17 protein-coding genes are annotated in these 22,086 nt (G+C 60.8%); 4 read left to right on the top strand and 13 right to left on the bottom strand.

The genetic code is table 11. From position 1 onward, the window contains the following. Positions 1-71: 71 nt before the first annotated feature. Positions 72-1,355 (bottom strand): cyanophycinase, encoded by a 1,284-nt coding sequence (locus BM269_RS13680; protein ID WP_090437575.1) that lies wholly within the window; start codon positions 1,353-1,355, stop codon positions 72-74. Positions 1,356-1,521: 166 nt separating this feature from the next. Between BM269_RS13680 and BM269_RS13675 the strand changes: the two genes are divergently transcribed. Next, positions 1,522-4,275, top strand: a complete 2,754-nt coding sequence (locus tag BM269_RS13675) for a TonB-dependent receptor (protein ID WP_170860369.1) — start codon at positions 1,522-1,524, stop codon at positions 4,273-4,275. A 151-nt stretch (positions 4,276-4,426) separates the two neighbouring features. Here BM269_RS13675 and BM269_RS13670 read toward each other — a convergent pair whose 3' ends face one another. Together BM269_RS13670 and BM269_RS13665 are read right to left on the bottom strand one after the other, a co-directional pair. After that, positions 4,427-5,518, bottom strand: coding sequence for a GGDEF domain-containing protein (locus BM269_RS13670; RefSeq protein WP_090437573.1), 1,092 nt, complete (start codon positions 5,516-5,518; stop codon positions 4,427-4,429). A 268-nt stretch (positions 5,519-5,786) separates the two neighbouring features. Then, complete coding sequence (locus BM269_RS13665) at positions 5,787-6,701, bottom strand: acyltransferase family protein (protein ID WP_090437572.1); 915 nt, start codon at positions 6,699-6,701, stop codon at positions 5,787-5,789. A 516-nt stretch (positions 6,702-7,217) separates the two neighbouring features. Here BM269_RS13665 and BM269_RS13660 point away from each other — a divergent pair. The 3 genes from BM269_RS13660 to BM269_RS13650 all read left to right on the top strand — a co-directional run bounded on the left by BM269_RS13660 (position 7,218) and on the right by BM269_RS13650 (position 10,292). After that, on the top strand, positions 7,218-8,318 hold the full coding sequence (locus tag BM269_RS13660; RefSeq protein WP_229204644.1) for a cation:proton antiporter: 1,101 nt from the start codon (positions 7,218-7,220) through the stop codon (positions 8,316-8,318). Positions 8,319-8,669: 351 nt separating this feature from the next. Further along, complete coding sequence (locus tag BM269_RS13655; RefSeq protein WP_090437571.1) at positions 8,670-9,806, top strand: sensor histidine kinase; 1,137 nt, start codon at positions 8,670-8,672, stop codon at positions 9,804-9,806. A gap of 30 nt (positions 9,807-9,836) precedes the next feature. After that, positions 9,837-10,292 (top strand): response regulator, encoded by a 456-nt coding sequence (locus BM269_RS13650; protein ID WP_090437570.1) that lies wholly within the window; start codon positions 9,837-9,839, stop codon positions 10,290-10,292. Between the two features lie 29 nt (positions 10,293-10,321). Here BM269_RS13650 and BM269_RS13645 read toward each other — a convergent pair whose 3' ends face one another. The 10 genes from BM269_RS13645 to BM269_RS13600 form a co-directional block, all read right to left on the bottom strand. After that, positions 10,322-10,576, bottom strand: coding sequence for a hypothetical protein (locus tag BM269_RS13645; RefSeq protein WP_229204643.1), 255 nt, complete (start codon positions 10,574-10,576; stop codon positions 10,322-10,324). A 381-nt stretch (positions 10,577-10,957) separates the two neighbouring features. After that, positions 10,958-11,347, bottom strand: coding sequence for a hypothetical protein (locus tag BM269_RS13640; RefSeq protein ID WP_090437569.1), 390 nt, complete (start codon positions 11,345-11,347; stop codon positions 10,958-10,960). 32 nt (positions 11,348-11,379) lie between these two features. Beyond that, positions 11,380-12,561 carry an MFS transporter gene (locus BM269_RS13635; protein WP_090437568.1) on the bottom strand — a complete coding sequence of 394 codons (1,182 nt, stop codon included), beginning with the start codon at positions 12,559-12,561 and terminating at the stop codon, positions 11,380-11,382. Between the two features lie 66 nt (positions 12,562-12,627). Then, the gene (gene vioE / locus BM269_RS13630; protein WP_090437567.1) at positions 12,628-13,209 is read right to left on the bottom strand and encodes a violacein biosynthesis enzyme VioE; all 582 of its coding nucleotides are present in this window, start codon (positions 13,207-13,209) and stop codon (positions 12,628-12,630) included. A gap of 10 nt (positions 13,210-13,219) precedes the next feature. After that, positions 13,220-14,338 (bottom strand): flavin-dependent violacein biosynthesis monooxygenase VioD, encoded by a 1,119-nt coding sequence (locus BM269_RS13625; RefSeq protein ID WP_090437566.1) that lies wholly within the window; start codon positions 14,336-14,338, stop codon positions 13,220-13,222. Beyond that, positions 14,338-15,627: an NADP-dependent violacein biosynthesis oxygenase VioC gene (locus BM269_RS13620; protein ID WP_090437565.1), complete on the bottom strand. Its 1,290-nt coding sequence runs from the start codon at positions 15,625-15,627 to the stop codon at positions 14,338-14,340. Before BM269_RS13620 ends, BM269_RS13625 begins: the two co-directional genes overlap by 1 nt. A 1-nt stretch (position 15,628) precedes the next feature. Then, positions 15,629-18,655, bottom strand: a complete 3,027-nt coding sequence (vioB, locus tag BM269_RS13615) for an iminophenyl-pyruvate dimer synthase VioB (RefSeq protein WP_090437564.1) — start codon at positions 18,653-18,655, stop codon at positions 15,629-15,631. Beyond that, positions 18,652-19,956: a flavin-dependent violacein biosynthesis tryptophan-2 monooxygenase VioA gene (locus BM269_RS13610; RefSeq protein WP_090437563.1), complete on the bottom strand. Its 1,305-nt coding sequence runs from the start codon at positions 19,954-19,956 to the stop codon at positions 18,652-18,654. The genes vioB and BM269_RS13610 overlap by 4 nt, the downstream gene beginning before the upstream one ends. A gap of 607 nt (positions 19,957-20,563) precedes the next feature. Further along, positions 20,564-21,592 carry a GGDEF domain-containing protein gene (locus BM269_RS13605; RefSeq protein WP_229204642.1) on the bottom strand — a complete coding sequence of 343 codons (1,029 nt, stop codon included), beginning with the start codon at positions 21,590-21,592 and terminating at the stop codon, positions 20,564-20,566. A 41-nt stretch (positions 21,593-21,633) separates the two neighbouring features. Then, positions 21,634-22,011: a hypothetical protein gene (locus BM269_RS13600; RefSeq protein WP_139232739.1), complete on the bottom strand. Its 378-nt coding sequence runs from the start codon at positions 22,009-22,011 to the stop codon at positions 21,634-21,636. Positions 22,012-22,086 lie beyond the last annotated feature (75 nt).

The raw sequence follows: 22,086 nt of genomic DNA, 5'->3' as shown, positions 1-22,086 counted from the left end.
CTACGCGATTCTAGTTTCATCGCAAGGCGTAGAACCTATTCAATTGTCACGGCGCGTGCGGATACCGGTCGTCACTGCCACGCCTGATAGAACGGGGTTTTCAAGCGCACCGGCCGCACGTCGAGACGCGCATCGAAGATCGAATAATCGTTGTTGTCCAAGCCCTCGTTGTCCCAGCCATGCGTATGTTCATCGCGCCGCAGCATGAACTCGAAACCCAGCTCGGGGGCGGGATCGGCCACCGGAGCATCAGGCAGGTTCTCGAGGTCGAACGCAATTCCCCGCACATGGTCGCGCGGTCCATCCACCAGTTGCGTCAGTGCCCGCAAGATGGCGTTTTCACCGAGGATGTCTGTAAAAGCAGGACGGAGGAATTCCAGCTCCGAAACAAAGCCCGGCTGGCGGAACTTGATTTCGCCCCTGGCCTGTTTGGCCGCAAGCACCTGCCCCTTCAATTTGGCCAGGTCATAGCGATCGCCGTTATCGAGATAGGAAATCCGCACATTGCGCACATTCACGGGCCCTGGCTCTTGAGTCGCCTGGCGTAAATCCACTAGCAGCGCCCCGCTCCCGCCGACAACTTCGATTTCGCTACCGTGAATAATTGCCGCGGTATTTTCGTCCACGCCCAGACCCACCTTGTAACCTTTGGCCAGCATCAGCGCCAGCATGCGCCCCACCCTGCCTCGCTTAAGGAAATGCTGGTCAATGAACAGCTGGTCGCCAACAAAACCCAGCCCGCGGTCGATCTCCTTGCCATCGCGCATAACGCCCTTCATCACCTGCACGGAGTTCATCGCATCGCGAAACATCGTGCTGCTCATGATGGCGGCTCCCGCACTGCTGCCGGCGATCACGCCACCGCGCGCCTGCAACTCGCGCACCGCCTGCAGTACGGGCGATGCCACGCCGTCCGGATTCAGTACATCGGCAGTGCGCTCCTGGGCACCACCGGTAAAGAACACGGCGCTAGCAGCGCGGATCTTGGCCAGGTTGGCTGGGTCGGCCGCTGCCCGGCGCGCGGACTCCAGCGTCTCGCCAGTCCAGCATGGCGCGATCTTCAGCAGTTCCGCCTGCGCGCCACGGCGCCTTAGTTGTTCTACCGCGTCCGCGCCCGACTTTTCAGGATAGGACGATGCAGTGGGAATCACCACAAACCGTGCTGCGGGACCACCGGCAAGTTGCACCAGCCGCTGGCGTACTACCTCGTTATCGTTGCGCACGGAACCGCCCATAGGTATCACCGTGCCAGCCACGGGCTGAAACGCCAGAGATTGCAAACTCTCCACAGCATGGGCAGTGGAACCCTGCGTCAGAGCGCCCAGTAGCGCCGCACATCGCAGGACTATCGACATGGATTTCACGAGCAAGCTCCTTCAGCACATTGGAATTGACGACTATGTTGCCATTGATCCGATATTGACTTCGTTGCAACTATGCAACAAGCAAGGTCCGGCGCGCGCAAATCGTACAAAGTTGCATACACTGAAACTGTTTCATAAACCTAAGAGGACTGATCGCATGAAAATACTTGGCAAGCACAAGGCGTCGGCGTTCCGCCGCACCCACTGCACCCATGCTGTATTACTCGCGCTTGGCAGCATGGGCGTGACCGCTTATGCGCAAACCATGCCGCGCGTGGAAATTACCGGCTCCAGTATCAAGCGCATCGAGGGTGAGGCAGCTTTGCCAGTCGAAATCATCAAGCGGGAAGATATCGAAAAGACCGGCGTGACCACAGCCGCCGAACTGCTGCAAAAACTCTCGTCCAACGTAGGCGGCCTGACCGACGGCGCAAGTGTCAGCGACGTCATGGGCGGCCAGCGCGGTTTTAACGGCGCCAACCTGCGTGGCCTGGGTGTATCGAGCACCCTGGTGCTGTTGAATGGACGTCGCATGGCCAACTTCGCCAGCCCTGGCGACAATTCCGGCGTCGACCTGAACAACATCCCGGCCGGCGCCATCCAGCGCGTGGAAGTGCTGAAAGACGGTGCATCCGCGATCTACGGTACCGATGCCATGGGCGGCGTGATCAACTTCATCACCCGCAAGGACTACCAGGGCGGCGATGCCAGCTTCTATGCGCTGGCTACGGACGAAGGTGGCGGCGGCAAGAAATCGGCCTCGCTGTCGGGCGGCTTTGGTAATTTGAGCACCGACCGCTACAACGTGTTCGGCGCACTGGACGTGCAGAAAACGGACCGCCTGGCCAGCTCGCAACGCAAATTCATGCAGGAATACAGCCTGCCCGACCGCCTTTCGCCACAGCTATCGAGCTACTCCTTCCCGGCCAACGTCGACCTGACTTCTGCCCAGTTGGCGACCCTGAACAGTTCGGGCTACCTGAAAGGCTCCGGCCCCGGCGGCACCTGGGCGCCATCGCCCGGCCGACGCGTCAACTTCGGCAAGGAGTCCTGCGTGAACGGCAGCCCGAACGTGGTACGCCCGCTCGGTCCCGGCGGCACGGAAGGCTGTTCCTTCAACTATATGGGCGATTCGGAAGTCTATCCAGACTCCAAGAAGCAAAGCTTTATCGGCCGCGCCACCTTCCAGGTAGCCGACGCGCTCGAAGTGTTTGCTGAACTTCTGCTGAGTAAAGCGGAAACCAGCTATGCCGCTTCACCCGCCACCTCGGGCAGCATCAATGGCACCGACAACGGCATCTTTCTGCCCGCCGACCTGCAAGCCAAGACCGGCATCGTCACCCCGGTGAACTTCCGCTTCCGCCTGACGGACGCGGGCCGCCGTACCTCGGCAGTGACCAGTAAAGCGTCGCGCTTCGTACTGGGTGCCACCGGCAAGGTGGGCGACTGGGAATACGATACGGCGTACAACCACAGCGTCAGCAAGGCCACCGACCTGGATATCGATGGCTGGGTTTCGCGCAGCAAAATGCTGGCTGGGATTGCCAGCGGCCAGTACAACCCGTTTGTCGCGGCCACCGATGACGCGGGCCGCAGGTTCATGGACTCGATCAAGATCCACGACGCCGCGCGCATCTCCAAAGGGACCAGCGACAGCGTCGATGGCAAGCTGACCCGCAAACTGATGGAATTGGGCGGTGGCGATGCCATGCTGGCTGTAGGTGCCGAACTACGGCGCGAGAAGACCGAGTTCAGCGCCACCGATGCACTGCGCACCAACGACGTGCAGGGTGACCGCGCCAGCTCCGACGAACTGCTGGCCGATTCGTCCAACTCGCGCGACATCGCCGGCCTTTACATGGAAATCAATGCGCCGTTCAGCAAGGAATGGGAAGGCCAGTTCGCCATCCGCCACGACCGTTATAAAGGCGTGCACGATCCGCTGACCAACATCACCACGCCGAAACTGACCACCACCAATCCGAAAATCGCTGTCAGCTACCGTCCCAGCAAAGAGGTACTGGCGCGGGCCTCCTACGGCACCGGCTTCCGCGCACCGTCGATTGCCGAACTGTTCCTGCCAGTGCGATCCGGTACCACGGCCAGTTTCGTGAATGACCCGGTCTCGGGCGAGATCGCCCAGTTCGATCTGGACCGTTACGGCAACCCACAGCTGAAACCGGAAAAATCCAAGCAGTTCTCGGCGGGCCTGGTACTGCAACCTAGCAGGAACTGGGACGGCAGCCTCGATTTCTGGATCATTCGTAAAACCGACATCATTTCGGAAATCGGCGAGCAAACCGTGTTCGACAATCCGATCTACTACAACGATCCGGAGATCGTGGTGCGCGACGAAGACGGCTTTGTGTCATTCCTGCAGTTCAAGAAAGAGAACCGCGGCAAGCTCAATACTTCCGGTCTCGATATTGCGCTGAACTGGCATGGTGATGCGACCTCGTTGGGCCGCTTCAGCGCCAGCTTGAACGGCACGTTGATCACCAAATATAAATTCCAGTCCGATCCCAATTCGCCGATGACGAATGGGCTAGGCGTCTTCCGCGACGACAAGGCCGTGCAGCGCTGGCGCCATAAGCTCAATATCGACTGGACCCAGGGCCCGGTCAACCTGAGCCTGGGCCATACCTTCTTCTCCGGCTATCGTGACCAGAACATCGCGGGCCTGGCCGATCCCGGCTGGAACGACCGTGACGTGAAAGCCTACTCGCTATGGGACCTGACGGGCAGCTATTCGTTCAACAAGAACCTCAAGCTGCGCGGGGGCATGATCAACCTGTTCGACACGCCGCCGCCATTCACCAACCAGTCGCGCTACTTTGAAGTGACATGGGACCCAACCTACGGCGATCCACGCGGCCGCTCGATGTTTGCCCACTTGCAGTACAAGTTCTGATCCGCCCCTCGGGTGCCCTGTCCTGCCAGGTGGCAGGCTGGGCGCCTCCTCTCTCCCGCAAGAAAACACGCGCTATTGCGGATCTCAGCCCATCCGACGATCTGGCCTTGCAGTTCGCGGAGGTCACACGCACAACCCGGCGCTTGGCACGTCAGTTCTTAACAGCTCTTCCTGGGGGCTTCAGCTGAGTTTTCTTACGACGACGTTCACGTTTGATGGCATACATGGCTTTATCCGCGTCAAGCAAGTAATCGGCCAAGCTCATACCAGAGTCTGGATCGCACCGAACTACGCCTGTGCTGATGGCGACCTCATACCCGCGGTCCAGCGCGCCTTGGTTGAACTGTTGCAGGCGGGTAGCGATGCGCTCGATGATACGGTCGGGACAGTCATCTGCCACAGTGAACGCAGCAAACTCATCCCCACCCAGGCGTGCGATAACGTCGGCTTGGCGGAAAGATTCCTTAAAGACGGCAGCCGCGTCGCGTATGAGCTGATCGCCTGCCTCATGTCCGCGTACGTCATTGACGCTTTTCAGATTGTCTACATCGGCAAATATTACTGCACACGGCATCCGTCCACGCTGTGCAATCCGGAAACTGCGTTCGGCATCGAGGAAAAAACCGCGCCGGTTGTTTAGTCCGGTGAGCTCATCTGTCAGGGAGAGCTGTCGAAGGGATCGCTCCGCTTCATCACGTCTATCCAGTTCGTTCGAATAGGAGGAGTTGGCGTCCGCCAGCGCACGGGCTTGATTTGCCACCTCCTTCTCGAGGTAATCATTCCGATAAAACTTGCTCATTGCCGCCCCCGTCAGCTCGGCAACATCCCGCACGATCGCCAAAGCGGAGGAAACCACGCTCGCCTTCATACGTTCCGGCCACGAAACGACGACGATCCCCACTCCGGCGGGATAAGGGAACTTTCCCCACACATGATGGTTCTCGCTACCGTACCCCTCGAACGGCGATGACTCAACTTCACTGCTCAGCAAGGTCTGCGCGAAGTCGCTGAGGCCCGTATGATGACCAAGTGGTTGACGTTGTCCCGTACCGTCAAATTCAATAGCGAGCACTTCGTCATGGCTTTCCAGCATGATGATCAGTGCGCCAGGATGAAAAAGGCGCGCCACGCCGGTACCAATACTGTGCAACGCATCCAACGAATCGGTGGTGGTGATCAGGTCCCCTGCCAAAACCAGTAGGTGGCGGAGTTCTGTCGTGGTGAACGAAGGATTGTTTTTCACTCAGATTCCTTCGCAGTAGAATTCCGGCGTTCGCATCCTGAAGCGTTATCACTGTATTGTAGGGACTTCTGATGAATCCGGCGCTTAGTACGGCTCACATGCGTAACAGCTGCCATCATCGCCAAGTGCGATGGGCAGCTGCAGCGGGGCAAGAACACCCGGCTCGGTCGTTAGGTCGACGACCGTCGCAACCAGCGCCCCAATGGCAATGCGGAGTTTCTTCTACGCCTTCGAGAAAGTAGTGATTGCGTTCAGCCAGGCCTCTGCCTCAAAGTACACGTTTTGCTCCGGGAATCCGCAACATAAACCGCCCGAGCAGGAAGCTCAACAACACGCCAACTAATCCGGCAATGGCGAAGCGCAGGCTGTTCGGCAGCACGGGATCCGCAAGCAGCAAGCCAAGAGCGACTACGACAGGTGGATGCAGAATGTAAGCCGCGTAGGCGGATCCTGCCCACGCGGAGTGCCGCGCCCCACCCACGCGAAAGCGCCAAAGCATACCTAAGATAATGCCCCAGGCCACCAACGGTTCCCAAAACGCATACGCAAGCGCGGGAAGCGTCCATCCCCCCGACGTGTCAAACGGCACGCCACGCGCAGCACCGGCCAACAGACCATATACGAACAGGAGCGGTGCACAAATCCAGGCAGTGATGCGCCAAGGTCTTGCGGTGCTTCCTTCGATGCGTTCTAGCCAACGGCTTCGTGCCGTCGCACAGCCTGCCGCGAACAGCACCACATAGGACCCGAAATAGCCGATCTGCATCAGCCAGCGTTCCTGCCCCACCGGTACCCACAGGCGCAGTAGAAAGGACAGCATGCCAGTCACGATAGCAGCAGCGATCAGGTGCGTCTGGCGTGGCACTATGCCCTCGCTGCTTTGGGCGTACGGCATGACAACCCGCCAAAGAACATAGGCAAAGCTGAACAACAATAGGGCCAGTGCAAACCACAGTGGGCCGATATTGAAATGCCCCCCGAGCATCAGTTCCCCCCAGGACTCGAAAAACGACGCGCCGCGTGCGGTTTCGGCCAGTGCGACGGTCAGCGGCCCTAGCACAAAGCCGAAAACCAGGATCGGAATTCCGAGTCGAACGAGCCGCTCTTTCAAGAACTGGCGCGCGCCTTTACGGTCGTATGAGGAGACGCAAAAATAACCAGCCAGCAGGAAGAAGAATCCCATGAAGAATGCCTGGTCGACCGAGACGAAGATGGCGAACGCAATGCGTTCAAGCAGATGCGCGGTGGGCTACTGCAAATACCAGCCGCCGGGCGCGCCAAACATGATTGCACTGTGGTGCAGGATAACCAACGCTGTCAAGACCAGCCGGATCTGGTCGAGGAAGGCGGTACGTGGGGACGCCATTGCGGGTGTGTCTATGCGCGCCGCTACCGCCGCTGTGTCAATCGCTTGTGTCATCGCAGTTCAAGGAAAGGTAAAGTTGGGGCCCCATGCCAAGCTTGGCGTCCGCACGCGAACGACTGCCGCGTAAATAAGGCCCCACGACAATAGCTTTCATGCTAATAGGCGCTTCTGCTTGAAAATGCGTACATTGTCACAGCGCGACATCCATCGTTCAGAGGAATCCCTCGTTGGCGCCAATGCGGGTAGACTTGGCCAATCCCGCGCCGCTGGACGAGTGAGCAGCCATGGAAATTTACGCCCGCCATCACGGCTATCGCCCAACTGCAATTCCCCATGCTTTCGTCAAACTGGATCCTTCTTGCTGGCTTATTGCTCATCGCAATGATGTTGAGTGGGACGTTGCTGGCGCGCCTTCCGCTGAGCGGCGCCATGATTTATCTCGCAGTTGGCTACCTGCTTGCTGTTGCAGGACTCATCGCACCGGATCCGATCCGCCATGCCGAGACTCTGGAATTGCTGACGGAGGGCGCCCTGCTCATATCGCTCTTCTCGGTCGGACTTAAACTGGAACTTCCGCTGCTGGACCGCCGTTGGCTCGCCCCTTTCCGGCTAGCCTTCGCCGCGATGGCATTTACCGTAGCGCTGATCGCCGCCATAGCGGTCTATGGCCTCGGTTTGCCGGTTGGCGCCGCGATCCTGCTTGGCGCAATCCTGGCGCCTACCGATCCCGTCCTTGCGTCGGCAATTCATTCCGAGCCAGGACCGACGCCTGATCCGACTCGTTTTAGTCTCGCCGGCGAAGGCGCACTCAACGACGGCACCGCGTTTCCTTTCGTTCTACTTGGCCTGGGGCTCATGCAACTTCATGATCTCGGGGAATCCTGGTGGCACTGGTGGATCGTCGACCTGCTCTGGTCCACCACCGGCGGAATACTGATCGGGGCGGCCATCGGCGGCATGCTCGGCAAGCTTGTGATCTACCTCAGGACACGGCACCAAAGTGCAGTTGGACTGGATGAATTCCTCTCACTGGGCGTGGTCGCTGTCTCGTTCAGCCTGGCACAGCTGGCATTAGCCTCCGGCTTCCTGTCCGTCTTCTTCGCCGGCCTTGCGCTGCGGCGTGCGCGCGATTTCCCAATCGCCGGCACGGCGCCGATCAAGCAGGCCGCGAGCCAGGAAGCTCTCGCCACCAGTGCGGCAACCCATTCGCATCATGCGAGTGGCGCCATGACCCGAGCCGTGCTGAGTTTCAATGAGCAGTTGGAGCGCCTGGCCGAGCTGGGAATCGTGTTGATGATCGGCGCCATGCTGCCTTCCATCGTCCCGTTCGGTAGATTGGGTTCATCCCAGCCATCTTCCTTGCCGTGCGCCCTGCTTCGGTCGTGCTTGCATTCACTGGCGCGCGATTGCCGCCCCACCAGCTGGCAGCGTTGAGTTGGTTGGGTATCCGCGGCATCGGGTCGGTCTATTACCTGATGTTCGCCATTCGCCGCAACATAGACGATGCGCTCGCTCAACAACTCGTCGCGTGTACCCTCGCTGTAGTTGCGACATCGATCATTGCGCACGGCATCACGGTTTTGCCACTGTTGAAATGGTACACATCGCGTAAGCGCGGTCCCGTTGAATGACTTCCTTCACGCTATTAGCATGCGAGGCCCGGCCCGATCTTAGCCCCCGCAGAATGTTCGCGAAGCGTCCAAGGACTTCTGCCATGCGGTGCTATCATCAACGCGTCCCTCCAGGCAAATGTCAACGCTGAGGAAAACATAAGGCCCGACAGCTATGACTTCACGCCGCCTTCCCGACTTCATTCGGGACCGCATTGAGACCATCCTTCAGGAATGGGAGGACTTTGCGCGAACTATAGAACCTCCAGCACTGACGATGGGCGATCATGAGCTCCGCGATCACGCGCACCAGATGCTGATGGCTTTTGCCGACGATCTGGAGACTCCACAAACCGACCCCGAGCGCGCTGCCAAGTCGAAGGGGAACGGAGTACGCGACGAAATAGACGCTGCCGCCGAAACCCACGCCGAGGCCCGCCTCCTTTCCGGGTACACCGTGATCCAACTGGTATCTGAATACCGAGCATTGCGTTCGGCCGTTTTGGCTTTGTGGGCACGGGAAGCGAAGGACTTCAAACCGTCTCATATGGCCGAGATGACCAGGTTCAATGAGGCTGTCGACCAGGCGCTGGCAGTTTCCGTAGCGCGGTACGAAATGTTGGTCAAACGTTCCCAGAATATGTTTCTCGCAATTCTAGGCCATGATTTACGCAATCCTCTCGGTAGCATCATGGCCGGTGCCACATTCATCGCCCAGGATACGGAAGTTCCGTCCAAATGTGCTGAGGTTGCAGAACGCATGCTGAACAGCAGTAAGCGCATGCGTAGCCTGGTCAATGATCTCATCGACTTTACCCGTGCCAAATTGGGACCGGGAATGCCGCTCCAGCCCACAGACAATGATTTGGTCCAAATTTGCGAGCAGGTGGTCGATGAGATCCGCACCTATCATCCCGACCGAAAGGTCCGGCTCCATGCCCCTTCTACGCTGGCCGCGATCTTTGATGGAGATCGGGTAAGCCAGATGCTATCTAATCTTGTGGGCAACGCTATCCAGCATGGCGATGCGAAGACGCCTGTCGTGGTCAAAGTGACGAAGGAATCGGACACGGCACGCATATCGATCAATAACAAGGGGGTGCCAATCCCCGTCGAGCAGATACCCACGGTTTTTGATCCGCTCGTGAGGGGTGCCAATAGCGAAAGCAAGCCTGATGAGCATGGGAGCCTCGGGCTTGGCCTATTCGTTTCAAGGGAGATTGCGAACGCCCACGGAGGGGACGTGCTAGTATCCTCGGATGCATCGGAAGGTACCACGTTCACAGTGGTTCTTCCACTAGACAAATCATAACGCTGGGTCAGGAACCTGCAGAATCAGGGTATGGGTGTGAATGCTGAGCTTACCTCATGTACAGCCGTCCGCTTCAGGCGACACAGCCCGGCTTTCGCTCCAGAACAGAGCGTCAGGTCGGCAGGAGCCCCCAAAGGTGCGGTCAATAAAGTTCTCATCGTTGACGACGAAATAGGTGTGGCCGACCTGGCCAGTATACTGCTCGGCGATCACGGCTTCGAAACGTTGGTCGCCCATTCCGCGCCAGAGGCACTTCAGCTATTAGGTGAAAATTCCGATATCAAGGCTGTCTTCACTGACGTGATGATGCCGGGAATGTCGGGCCTGGAACTCGCGAAAGTGGTCGAGGAAAGCTACCCCGGGGTCAAAGTCATTCTTACTTCGGGCTTCACATCTCTCGCTTTGTCCACCTCACATCCGTCTTACAGACTGTTCGTGGCGAAACCTTATAGGATCGAGCGGATAGTAGAGCTGCTGTCCAGCTAACAGGCGCTCTTGCAGGCTCGCTTGCACGTTCAGCCATGATCGGGGTCACACCGTCGTAGTGACGGCAATGGCGTGATCGCCTCGGAGACTGATTGGTCATGCGTGGGTGGTCGGCGCGACAAAGGCCTGTCGAGGACTCTCGTGATCACGCCTGCGGGAACGCTCCGGTATTCCATATAATTTTGCGCCAGCGAGCGGTTGCGGACGGACAAGATGTTGACGCCGCGCGCCACCGCTTTTGCGGTGCCAATATCAAAGCGCCTTTGGCGTTCGATCACTTTCATCTTCACTCTCCATCTATGGTCGCGGCGCAGGTAACGCTAAGTCCGCTGATGTTTCATTGCCTCGGCCTCACCGCACGCAATGCGTTCTTCACGCGTCGCTATCGGGTCGCCGCCATCGTGGGCCAAGCTGGCCGCACGTTCTGCGTCAGCCCTTTCGTTCGGTGCTACAGGTCCGTCCGGAGTTTTCACTACCGAGTGTACGCGGTTCTCATTTATACGCCGTTTCCCTTCAAAGGCTCGGTAAGACGTTGTCACTCCAATTCGCTTTAGACGTTGGGCTGGCGCTCCCCAGCCCCCGGCGCCAGGGGCACAAGCTAGTCATCCATGCACTCCGCCGGCCAGGATGTCCAAACGGGAGGGCTGCCCGTCCAGCGACAACGTCTACTTGCTACCGATACGAGGCATCACTTCGATGACAGCGCCTGCAGCAGGGCCGATGCGCTTTTTCACCTCGGCCCCGCGCAGGAACGGGATCTCTTCCAATATCGGTTCAATGACCCGGAGCAATTGATCTGCATCGCGGCCATAGAAATGGAGGAAGACTGCACTGCCGTCTGGCGCGGCGTCATTGCCGCGATATTCGCCAGCCCCCGCCTTGGCCAGCACTTTCCGTATCCTGTCCACCACCTCAAACACCCGGCTCAGGTCACACGAACCGTACTGGAAATGGATGATCAGCACCTGCTCCGGGCGATGCCTTGCGTCCGCAATCAAGAGCTCGCCGGGATAGCTAATGCCGAGAAATCCGGCAAGCGAAGCGAAAACTTCCATGCTGTCTGCTCCTTGTTTGGACCGGGCCGCTGTCAATCGGCACGGGCGGTGAAGGCGGCGGCTTGCGCCTCGCCTGGTTTCTGTCCGAGGTAGGGAAGCAGGCTGAGCAGGCCTAGAATCGCCAGCGCCACCCCGACCCACAGCGGCGAGAGCAAACCATGGCCGGCGGCGATCCCCAGCCCGCCGACCCAGGCGCCGGCGCTCAGGCCAATATTGATGACGGAGGTGTGTACCGTGTTGACCAGCGGCCCGGGATGGGCGATCCGCATCACGCGCGCAATGATGGCCGGATTCATGGACATGCCGACCAGGCCGATCACGACCAGCAACGCCAGGCTGGCGCTCTGCAGGTGGGCAAACACGGCGAACAGGGCCAAGGCGATGCTCAGGACCACCATGCCGCCGGCCAGGATGGGAATGGTGTACCGGTCCGCATAGCGCCCCACCACGCCATTGCCCACCACGTTGGCGATGCCGTACACGCCCAGCAGCCAGGGAATCGCGCTGGTGGGGAAGCCGCTGACCATGGTCAGGATGGGCGCGAAATAGCTGAAGGCGGCGAAAATCGCGCTGATGACCAGGGCGCTGGTGGCATAGGCCGCCCACAGTTCGCGCTTGCGGAACTCGCCCAGTTCCCGGCCAAGGCTGATATCCATGGACGCCTTGGAATGGGGCACCAGCAACGTGACCAGCAGCATGCACAGCAGCGTCAGCGCCACCACCAGCCAGAAGCTGGCCCGCCATCCCACTTGCTGATCGATGAACGTCGTGAGCGGCATGCCCACCACCGACGCCAGCATGAGGCCGCCGATCACGACCGCTGCGGCGCGGCCGCGCAGCGGCGGGCTGACGGTTTCGGCGCAGATGGCAAGCGACACCCCGAAACAGGCGGCGCCGGCCACGCCGGTGAGCAGCCGCGCCACGGCCATGAGCTCATAGCTGGCCGCCGAAGCGGCCGCCGACTGGGCGATGGCATACAGGCCTAACAGGCAAAGCAAGCCCTGTTTGTTCGGGATGCGCAGCTTCAGCATGCCGAAGGTGACCAGGGGGCCGCCGATCACCATGCCCAGGGCATAGATGGAAATCAGATAGCCGATGCGCGCCACCGGCTCGCCCAAGGCGTTGGCCAGCGACGGCATCATCCCCGCCACCATGAATTCGGAGGTGCTCAGCGAGAACACCGTCAATCCTAAAATATAGACAAGCAAAGGCATACAGATCTCCTGCAAAAGTCGGGCTCATGCAAGCATGAGCGGCAAGGATGGGCGAACAGCGCCGGATCAGCCTGGCGGCGCCATGAAGACGCTGTCCGGAATATCGCCGGCCAGGAAGTTAGGGAAGTCGCGCACCGAAACATGCTGCGCGTCGTGGCCGGTCACCATGCGCAGCAAGCGGCTGCCGCCGGCCTGCAGGTAGAACACCGACGGCGCCCTGCCGTCCTGCTCCACCACCCAGGCGTCGGCGGACTGGCCCAGCACGGTGTGGCAGCCGTCATGGCGGGCCGCGCCGTCAACCAGAATCGCCTGCGGCAGGAACAGTTCCTGGAAGGGCGTTACCGTATCGGGCAGGGCCGACTCGTACAGCCGGACGCCGGCCGCCGCCGTTTCCCTGGCATAAGCCACTTTCTGCTTGCGGCTTTGGCCGCGCCGGGCGTCGCCGATTTCCGACATCCACAGCCGGTGCCCGGTGTCCCGTTCCGACCAGGGATTGAACAAGCCGTCGATGCGGCAGATATTGCGGCCATAATCGAACCAGCAATAGCCGGAGGTGATCTGGTCGTCCTCCAGCATCGGCAGCCAATACGAGATATAGGCACTGCTCCATTGCTGCGGCAGCAGCGGCGGCGTGGCGTGGATGGGCATCGGCGTCTCCTCAACGGCCCAGGGCGTAGCCGAGGCTGGCCATCAGTGCATCCTGCAGCGGCGGCAGATCCTTGCGCCGGGCATCGAAGCTGGCAGTCAATTCCGCGTTGCTCAGCCCCATGCGTTCAGCCACGGTTTCGAACCACAGGCGGCTGCTGTCGGCATGCTTCTTGAACAGCTGCGCCAATGGCAGCGCCCGGGCGTTGAAGTTGGCCAGGGCGGCAGCCGGATCGGTGTCAGCGCTGAGGGTTTTCACCAGCAGCAGGGCCAGCACCACTGCCATGGTCGTGCCGTGGCCGATCGAGAAGTGGCCCGATTGCAGCGCATCGCCGATCAGGACGAACTTGCCCTCGCAGGCGCGGTCGTGACCGAGGGTCATGAAATTGCGCCAGCCTTGGCCGGGCTGGCTGACCAGGGCGTGACCGCCCAGTTCGGCCTGGAAGACCTTGGCGATATAGGCAGCGGCATCGCGCTCGGAGCGCATTTCCAGCTCGGCCCGGGCATACGCCGGTTCATCGCATTCGACCACGAACGTGCTCATCGTGTCCGAATACCGGTAGGCGTGGCCGATGAACATGCCTTGCGCATTGCTGCGGAACACCAGGTTCATTTGGTCGAACAGCTGGGTGGTGCCGTACCAGATGTACTTGTTGCGCCCGAAATCGATCTGCGGCGCCAGCGACGGCGGCAGTTCCAGTGTCTTGTGGTTGACGCCATTGGCCACCACCACCAGGTCGTACTCGGCTTCGAGCTGGGCCTGGCTGGCCGGCGGCGTTTCGTAGCTGATCGCGATGCCGGCCGCCACGCATTTGGCCCGCAGCGCCTGCACCAGGCCGCGCCGCTCCACGCCGCACAGGGTGACGCCGGTGCTCATCAGATTGGCCTGGTCCTGGTGCACCAGCTTGAATTCTTCCAGGTACTGCGGATTGAGCCGCTCCGGCTGCTCCAGGTAGGACAGGGGGTTGGCCGGATGGCGCGGCGGCCGTCCCGGCAATACCACGCCCCAGCCCAGCACTTCTTCCTGGGTGTTTTTTTCCGCGATACGGATGTCCCAGCCAGGCTGGGCTTGCTTCATCTGGCTGGCAAAGATCAATCCTGCCGGGCCGGCGCCAATAACGAGAATCTTCATTAATTTACCCTTCCAAGTTTGTACCACACGTTTTGCTTCTTCTGGATTTGCTGCAGTTCAGCGTAAGGAACCGATGTGAAATACAGTTTCTCTGCCATGTCGGGCGGATAGACCCGCGGGAATCTCTGGTGCATATAGCGGGTGTAGCGCGCCTGCAGGAAAAACAGGAAGTTCGGATTGCTCAGCACCTCGTAGTTGGCGATCGCCATCTCCTGCATGGCGTCGGCCTGCACCTTGCGCTGGCGGGTGAACTCGGGCAAGGCCAGCTCCAGGGCATTGCCATGCTTTTCCAGCAAGCCGACGAAGACCTGCACGTCTTCCAGCGCCATATTCATGCCCTGCCCAAGGAAGGGCGCGGTGGCATGGGCCGAGTCGCCGATCAGCAGCACATGGCCCTTATAGTGGAAGGTGCTGGAGCGGACGTTGATCAGGTCGTTGCTGGGCAGCGCCATGAACTGGTCCAGCAGTTCCGCGCGGCTGGCCGGCGGCAGGTTGCCGAAGTAACGGCCGAAAAACCCGGCCATGACTTCGCGGTCTTGAGTGTTCAGGCTGGGCGCGCCGACATACGGCAGGCAGATCGCGAAGCTGATACTGCCGTCCGGGATGGTGGCGGCGCGGCCGGCAAACACCCCCTTGGAATCCATACCGAAGAAGTACAGCAGATCCTTGCGGAAGCCGAGCGCTTCGGCATTCGGCAGCACCATGGTCTTGTAGCCGTGGCGGAAAAAACTCTGCTTGAATTCGAAGCGCCGCATGCCGCTCTGCATGGCACGCCGCACCGCCGAGTGGGCGCCATCGGCACCGATAATCAGGTCGCCATGCAGATGCTGCACAACGCCGTCCGGCCCCTGGACCAGCACGGTTTTGCGCTCCAGGTCGACATCCAGGCATTTGTGCTCGAATGAGTATTTCACCTGGTGCCTGGCCGCGTATTGATTGAGCAGGCGCTGGAAGGCGTTGCGGTTCAGGGACAGCGGGAACAAGCCTTCGAGCGGGTGCAGCTCGCGCACTTTGTATTGGCCGCGGATGGAAAACGCCATGCCGACCACAGGTTCACCGCACTGGCTCAGCTCCTGCATGCTGATGCCGGCCGCCAGCACCGCTTTGATGCCGCGCACGGTCATGCTGACGCCGATGGCGCGTGAGCTGATGGGGTCGGCATTGGCCGGGGGTTCCTGCAGCGGGTCGGCGCGCTTTTCGATCACGTGGACATCGTGTCCGCGCCGCGCCAGATAGATGGCGGCCAGACTGCCTGCCAGGCCGCCGCCGACGATGATAATTTTATGCATATCAAGCCTCTCTAGACATCGTTCCCTGAGATAAATCGGTCAATTGCTGATTAAAAAACTCCAACATTTCGATCGGCGCCAGGCCGACCACGCCGGCTTCCAGGCTGCGCCCGTAGCGGGCCAGCGCCAGGCATTTCTGCGCCAGCTGCGCGCAACCTTCGCCGTAGTCGGCACTGACCATGGCGGCGGGCGGCGCCGGCAACGGCGGGCCGGCGTTGCGTCCCGGCAGGCCGGACGGCATATTCATCAGCGCCGCCGACAAGGGCCGCAGCACCCCGGTCATGATGTCGATCGAGGCGTTCATCAGGCGCGAACGGCGCAGGCTGCCGGCGGGTTTTTGCGCGAAATGGTGGGCCATCAACAGGAAGGTCAATTCGTAGCCTCCCTGGTACAGCCGCATCAAGGCGAGCGCATTGGTGTCGCTCACCAAACCGCCTTCCGCACCCGCCTCGAGCAGCGGATTCTTCAGCGCCGGCAGGGCTGGCTCGAAGGGCTTGCCGAGCGCCGCGAACTGGCCGGCCAGGGTGCGCAGCCGCTGGAAATGCGAGGTGGCGAAATGCGGCGAATCGAGCGCCACGCCCTCCCCCTGCCCGGTGACGAAGTCGATCGCGAACAGCGCGCTGTCGCGGTCGCTCACTGCGAGCTGATAAGCGGGATAAGCGCGGTTGGTCAATTCCTTCAAGAACAAATGGTGTTCGCCGCCGCCCTGCCCGGCGCCCGCCGCGAACAACTCAGGCAAATCGGCCAGCGCGCGCCGGATCGCCGCGTAGAAGGTCGCCACCGATTTGCCCGGCGTGGGCAGGTAATCGGGCCACTCGAAGCGCACGAAGCGGGCCAGCGCGTGCTCGGAAAACGGTTCGAAGGCAAATTCCGTGTCAAGGCCAAAGCGCTGGCGCGCCTGCTCGCCCAGCAGCGGACAGCCAGCGTAGAAAGGCTCGCCGAGCGCCATCAGCACATTATTGACCACCAGATAGTGGATCATTTCTTCGTGGGCGATTTCGAGCAGGGTGCCGCGCGCACCGCTGTTGCGGCGCCGGTCCGCACCGCCGCTGGCCAGCTCCAGCTCGGCGGCCAGCCAACGGCCGGCGGCCACCAGTTGCACGCCTTGCTCATAATTGGGGATGGAATAAGCGGCATAGAGGTACTGCAGCATGAGCGACAACTCGAGGTCGACGGCTTTTTTCAGCTCCTCGACCAGCTCGGCCTTGCTGCCGATGGCCGGCGCTGGTGCGGGACCCGCCGTGGCCGCCACGCTGTTCTTGGCGGCGGCTTCGACCTGGGTCAGGTACTTCAGGAACAGGCGCGCTTTCGGCTGCGACAGTTCGCGCGTACTCGGCATGTAATAGCTCTTGTCGCGGTTTTGCGGATCGCACATCTGCCACATCAGGCGCGCATAAGTATCGCACTTGCATTGGTCCGCCAGGCTGAACACCTTGTCCGCCATGAAGGGATAGATCAGCTCGTAATAGCCCATCACATGCCGGTAGAGGAAGGCGTAGTCGACCTGTTCGGCCGGGACCTCATCCAGATGCCAATCGTCCGGCAGCACGCGCACGCCGATATGCTGGCGTTCCAGTCCGTCGCCGAGCACGATGCGGGTGGCGCCGGGGCGGCGCCCCGTGACGCGCAGCTCTGCGTAGCCAGGGCCGTGCGCCGAAGCTTGCAGCTCCAGGGCCAGCATTTCGCCCTCTTCAGCCAGTGGCACCAGCGCGGGATGGGCCGCCAGGGCGCCGCGGAAACGGCTTTGCAGCGTGATCGTCTGCGGATAATCGAGTCCCTTCTCGCGATTGGGCGACTCCAGGTACAGCTGGTTGCTGTCGGACTGCAGCACCCAGTCGGCTTCCTCCCACTGCCCCAGCGCGCTGCCCAGGCGCAGTCCCCCGGCGGCCGCGGCCGCATGCTGCAGCGGCACGTCGAAGACCCCATGATGACGCCAGTAATCGAGATACAGCGCCTCGGGGATGTGGGCAAGCAGCCTGCCCGCGCCATCCTCCAGCCGCAAGTCGCCCAGCGCCTGCTGGGCGCCCAGCGCATGCGTCGGATGCTGCTCGGAGACGGCGCTGGCCGCACGGGTGGTAAACGGAATGGCGGTCGGCATATTCAACGACACCCGGTCCGCATGCACTTTCACCAGCACCGGCCCCAGGCTACCCTGGCGCGGCAGCAACAGGCGACCGGCCGGATAGGTGGCCAGTTCATCCCGGCGCCACAACCCGATGCTGCCGGCCAGGTCGTAGAACACCGGCGCATCGGGTTTCAGCGGCGTCGACATATTGAACAGGGCGTACTGGACCGTCAATCCCAGCACATCCTCCGCGGCCAACGCTTGCTGCAAGGCGCACAGGCTGGCGGGTAGCGGCACTTCGGGGTTGAATAGGAAATGCGGGGCCTGCTTGGCGAGCGAAAATTGGAACAGCCGCGAGCGCCCGAATTCCTCGTCAAGAAAATGGCCGCTGCGCTCGGTGATGTGGCCGTGGCCCAGCCAGCGCACGGAATGCGCCTGCTCCATCTCGGCACTGAACAGGCTGGGGGTGTGAGGCCCCGCCTGCTCACCGCTCAGCGTGAATTGGCCGGCGTAAATCAGCGTGGTATCGGGCTGGGCCGGATTATTGTCCACCCAGCGGGCGCGGTTGAACGTGGTGCGCAGGTAGTCATTGTAGTGGCCCCACAAGGCCAGCTTGGCGCCGACCAGCGCATCCCCGGTATCCACGCTACCCTCCCCTAGCTGGACACCGGTGATCCTGGTGTTTTCCCAGGAAAAGTGATTATTGCCGCACGCATTGTAGCCGGCGGCCTGGCTGAAAATGCCCTCCGGATCGGGCTTGCCGGCGGCATTGAAGCGCGGCGGCAGCTGTTTCAAGTGAGCATGAAATTCCGACGGCGCCCGGCTCAGATCGAAGGGCTCGCCCGCCATCGATACCACATTGGTGGCAATATCGATGTGCCCGTGCGTATTGCGGTTGGCGGTGGGGACATTGGCGCGGGCAAAGCCGCGAAAATGCAAACGGGGGAAATCCAGGACGCTCATGCGCTCTCCGCCACCGGAGTAGCGAGCGTATCGTCGTCGCCGGCTTCTTCGGGCCGCCGCTGGTAGCGCTCCTGCAAGAGCTGGCAGGCATGGCGCGCGCTGGTCAGGCTGCCCTCCATCCAGCCGCAGTGCGAGGTATACGCGTCCGAGCAGGCGATGATGCCGCTCGGATGCACCAGGGCAGTCGGATGCTTGGCTTCGGGTTCCAGGTAGAACTCGACGCCATGCGGCCAATGTTTATAGAAATGCGACTGGATCGGCGGCAGCGGCTTGCCCATGAGCGGCAACGCCTCCTCCAGATGGCGGCGCACGCGCTCCAGGTAAATCTCCTCGCCCTGCTCCACGCTGTCCCGCCAATAGAGGGCGCTTTGGCTGTCGGTATAGAAGAGCAGGTATTTATCGCTCTTGAAGTAGATCTTGCGCAGGGGATTATTAGCCATCAGCATTTTGTCGCTCAGCCCCAAGCACTGGAACCAGCTCTTCTCGAACGTCAGGAAACCCTTGAACAAAGGCAGGGAATCGTACTGGAAAGGACTCCAGGCGGCCGGGAAGTCCAGGTTCAGGCCCGCCATGGCGGTGGGGGGCATGGCCAGGATCACATGGCGCGCACGCTGCATCTGGACTTCGCCCTTGTGGCTGAAGGTCAGCAGATGATCGGCGCCGGACTGTTCCATCGACAGCAGGCGATGTTCGAGGCGGAACTCCACCCCGGCGGCCAGGGCCTGCCGTTGCAGCTGGCCCAGCAGGTGGCCATAGCCATCGGTGGCATAGCGCCATTCATTACCGGCGTTCTCGGTGCAGTTTTGCGTTTCCGGATGCTTCTTGATGATGTCGTAAGCCATGGCGGCCGTGACGATCGGCAGTTGCAGCGCGTCGTAACCGGTGGCATTCAGGATGCGGCTGGCTTCGGCGGCGCCCAGATACTGGCTGAGGAAATCGAGGAAGGATTCCTGCGGATGCTCTTTCACCATGGGCTGCAGGCTCAGCAAGGTTTCTTTCAGCTCTTGTTGCTCGCGCTCCTGGGATACCACGTCAGTGAAGGGGTAGACCGCGTGCGGCAGCCCGCTGTCCTGCATGAGTTCCTGGAAATGCGGATGGAGCTGTGGCGAATAACGGGCAGCGCCGAGTTCGGCGACTTCCTCATCGATTTTGCGCGACTGGATGCGGCCGCCCACGAAGCCATTCAGGTCGAACACCTTGATGCGCAATTGCTGGCCAAGGCCGGCGTTGATCAAACGGGTCGCACAGGTCAAACCACCAATGCCAGCGCCAACGATGCAAATGTCGGAATAGTTTGTCATCTAGAAATCCTTTTAGCTAGTCGAGACCGTTAACCAAACTGCCCACGCCGTGTTCCACTAGAAGCGACAGGCGCGCAACGTCCCCGCCCGCTGTACACGGACGTGAAGCAAGAATGGTTGACTATGGGTAAAGCTTTTCGGTACTTCGAGCCTGGGGTCCAATGCTTTCAAGGCAAGCGAGTCCTGCCTGATGACTGCAAATTCACCTGAGAGTGGTGGTGCCCCGTCCCGGCACCGCAAAGTGCCGCTGGCAACGACTGCCCGGGGTCTTACTTACTTGTAACTATGACGTTGCAGTGCTCAGCCCCCTTCAGCGCTAGCATCTCTGGGCGGTGTCTGATCTGGATCAAATTTGTCTAGACAATATCTGATAGCAGTAACTGGAGTTTGACAAAAATCAAACGAATTACTGAATGATCCATTTTTCAATAAAGGTGGAATGAAACCGAATTTCATTTTGCGCAACAGCGTCTTTAGCACCATTTCGCGCGGGCTGCGACAACGCGACCTGCGTGGCCGTGGCGCGTAGTGCGCGAGGGTCGAGATACATGCATTCCGCAAGGGAATTGCGGCAGGTCAGCGGGCCGAACTAAAGAACTACAATCTTTCAATGCAAGCGACTCCGTTTTTGCGCGTACATTTGTTCGTCTGCCAGCAGGACGTAATACGACAGGGTCCGCTCCGCGCAGGAATCGACCAGCACGACGCCGGCACTGATCGAAACACAATACTGCCGCTCCTGCATCAAGTTGAATGCGCGCAGGTTGGCTTCAATACGCGCCAGGATGACCTCCGGCCGCTCGTCGTCAAGGGTGAACGCGACAAACTCGTCGCCCCCGAGGCGTGCCACAACATCGGCATGGCGAAACGATTGGCGGAACACCAGCGCGGCATCCCGGATCATGGCGTCGCCAGCCTCGTGACCCAGTTCATCGTTCACTCGCTTGAGGCCATCAATGTCAGCGAAGATAACGGCGCTCTTTGTGCGCTTGCGCCGCGCAAGCTTATAGATCTGTTCGGCCTGCTGGAAGAAGCCGCGCCGGTTGTACAGGCCCGTCAAGACGTCGGTCAACGATAGCATCCGCATTTCGCTGACCGCCTCGTCCCGTTGCTTCAATTCTTCGGCATGGCTCACTGATGTGTCAGCAAGTTCCTGGCGTTGCGCGCGCAGAAGCCGTTCGAGTGAAGTCTGCGACTCGATTTTTCCCAGTGCCGCGCCAGCCAACTGCAGAATGTATGAGAGCGAGCGCCTGTATGAATTCCGCGCTGTTGTATCCACATCATGATTCCAGCCCACTGCGAGGACCACCGCTGCCGCGTGCGCCGGCACGGCCAGCACCAGCGTGCGCAACCCTTCGTCCTCACGCGGCTGTTCGCCGTTAGGCTGTACTTCCGCAGCGCCTACCACAGCGGCGGTCGTGCGCACGGCGGCGCGGTACAGCGGATGGTCCGCGCCGGCCGTATGCGCGATACCGTGACTGTCGAACTCCACGAGCTCCATCCGATCGCTGCGCAAAAGCAATAAAGCTGAGTCGAACCGGACCGCTTCCGCTACCGCGCGGCCGATCAGTGCCAGCGAACCTTGCGCCTCGTCTGTCTGGAGCAGGTCGCGCGCCAGTTTCAACAGGATACGCAACTGGGCCGGTCCGAGTTGCCGTGTTTCCTCCCGATGCTTTCTCACGGTGCGTCGCCCTCCATGCTATTCCTCCGCCGTGCCTGGTCGGCGGCGCGGAGGACGGAGTGATAGAGCAACCAGGGCGTGTCGACGACTCGCGCCACTAAGCCAGCAGGAACGCGCCTGTATTCCATGGACTTCTGCGCCCGCGCCCGATTGCGCACCGACTGGATGGTGACGCCGCGCGCCACTGCCTGCGCCATACCAATGCCAGAGCTTCTTTGGCGTTCGTCCATCGCTGCCCCAATAGGCAAAGTTCGTTGATGCTGCATGGCTTCGGACTCCATCGGATCGCCGCCATCGACACTCTGCCGCAGCGCGCGGAAAGAAAGTTCCAGTCCCGAATTTCCAAGGTGCTTCTGCTGAATTGCAGCCTGCACTGAGTGTGGGCCTATTCCCGCGCACGTGTCGGTCTTCTTTCCTGCCCATATTGCCATTACCCTGATCTGGGGCGA

Source organism: Duganella sp. CF458 (genome assembly GCF_900113115.1).
Classification (GTDB): Bacteria; Pseudomonadota; Gammaproteobacteria; order Burkholderiales; family Burkholderiaceae_D; genus Rugamonas.
Note: the sequence above shows the minus strand (reverse complement) of the source record. Positions and strands in the feature narration are given on the sequence as shown.

Bases quoted from the DNA above. Each gene is read 5' to 3' on its own strand.
- BM269_RS13625 (WP_090437566.1), bottom strand. From the start codon at position 14,338: ATGAAGATTCTCGTTATTGGCGCCGGCCCGGCAGGATTGATCTTTGCC.
- vioB (WP_090437564.1), bottom strand. From the start codon at position 18,655: ATGAGCGTCCTGGATTTCCCCCGTTTGCATTTTCGCGGCTTTGCCCGC.
- BM269_RS13650 (WP_090437570.1), top strand. From the start codon at position 9,837: ATGGGTGTGAATGCTGAGCTTACCTCATGTACAGCCGTCCGCTTCAGG.
- BM269_RS13610 (WP_090437563.1), bottom strand. From the start codon at position 19,956: ATGACAAACTATTCCGACATTTGCATCGTTGGCGCTGGCATTGGTGGT.
- BM269_RS13665 (WP_090437572.1), bottom strand. From the start codon at position 6,701: ATGGGATTCTTCTTCCTGCTGGCTGGTTATTTTTGCGTCTCCTCATAC.
- BM269_RS13635 (WP_090437568.1), bottom strand. From the start codon at position 12,561: ATGCCTTTGCTTGTCTATATTTTAGGATTGACGGTGTTCTCGCTGAGC.
- BM269_RS13655 (WP_090437571.1), top strand. From the start codon at position 8,670: ATGACTTCACGCCGCCTTCCCGACTTCATTCGGGACCGCATTGAGACC.
- vioE (WP_090437567.1), bottom strand. From the start codon at position 13,209: ATGCCCATCCACGCCACGCCGCCGCTGCTGCCGCAGCAATGGAGCAGT.
- BM269_RS13620 (WP_090437565.1), bottom strand. From the start codon at position 15,627: ATGCATAAAATTATCATCGTCGGCGGCGGCCTGGCAGGCAGTCTGGCC.
- BM269_RS13660 (WP_229204644.1), top strand. From the start codon at position 7,218: ATGCTTTCGTCAAACTGGATCCTTCTTGCTGGCTTATTGCTCATCGCA.
- BM269_RS13675 (WP_170860369.1), top strand. From the start codon at position 1,522: ATGAAAATACTTGGCAAGCACAAGGCGTCGGCGTTCCGCCGCACCCAC.
- BM269_RS13640 (WP_090437569.1), bottom strand. From the start codon at position 11,347: ATGGAAGTTTTCGCTTCGCTTGCCGGATTTCTCGGCATTAGCTATCCC.
- BM269_RS13680 (WP_090437575.1), bottom strand. From the start codon at position 1,355: ATGTCGATAGTCCTGCGATGTGCGGCGCTACTGGGCGCTCTGACGCAG.
- BM269_RS13645 (WP_229204643.1), bottom strand. From the start codon at position 10,576: ATGAAAGTGATCGAACGCCAAAGGCGCTTTGATATTGGCACCGCAAAA.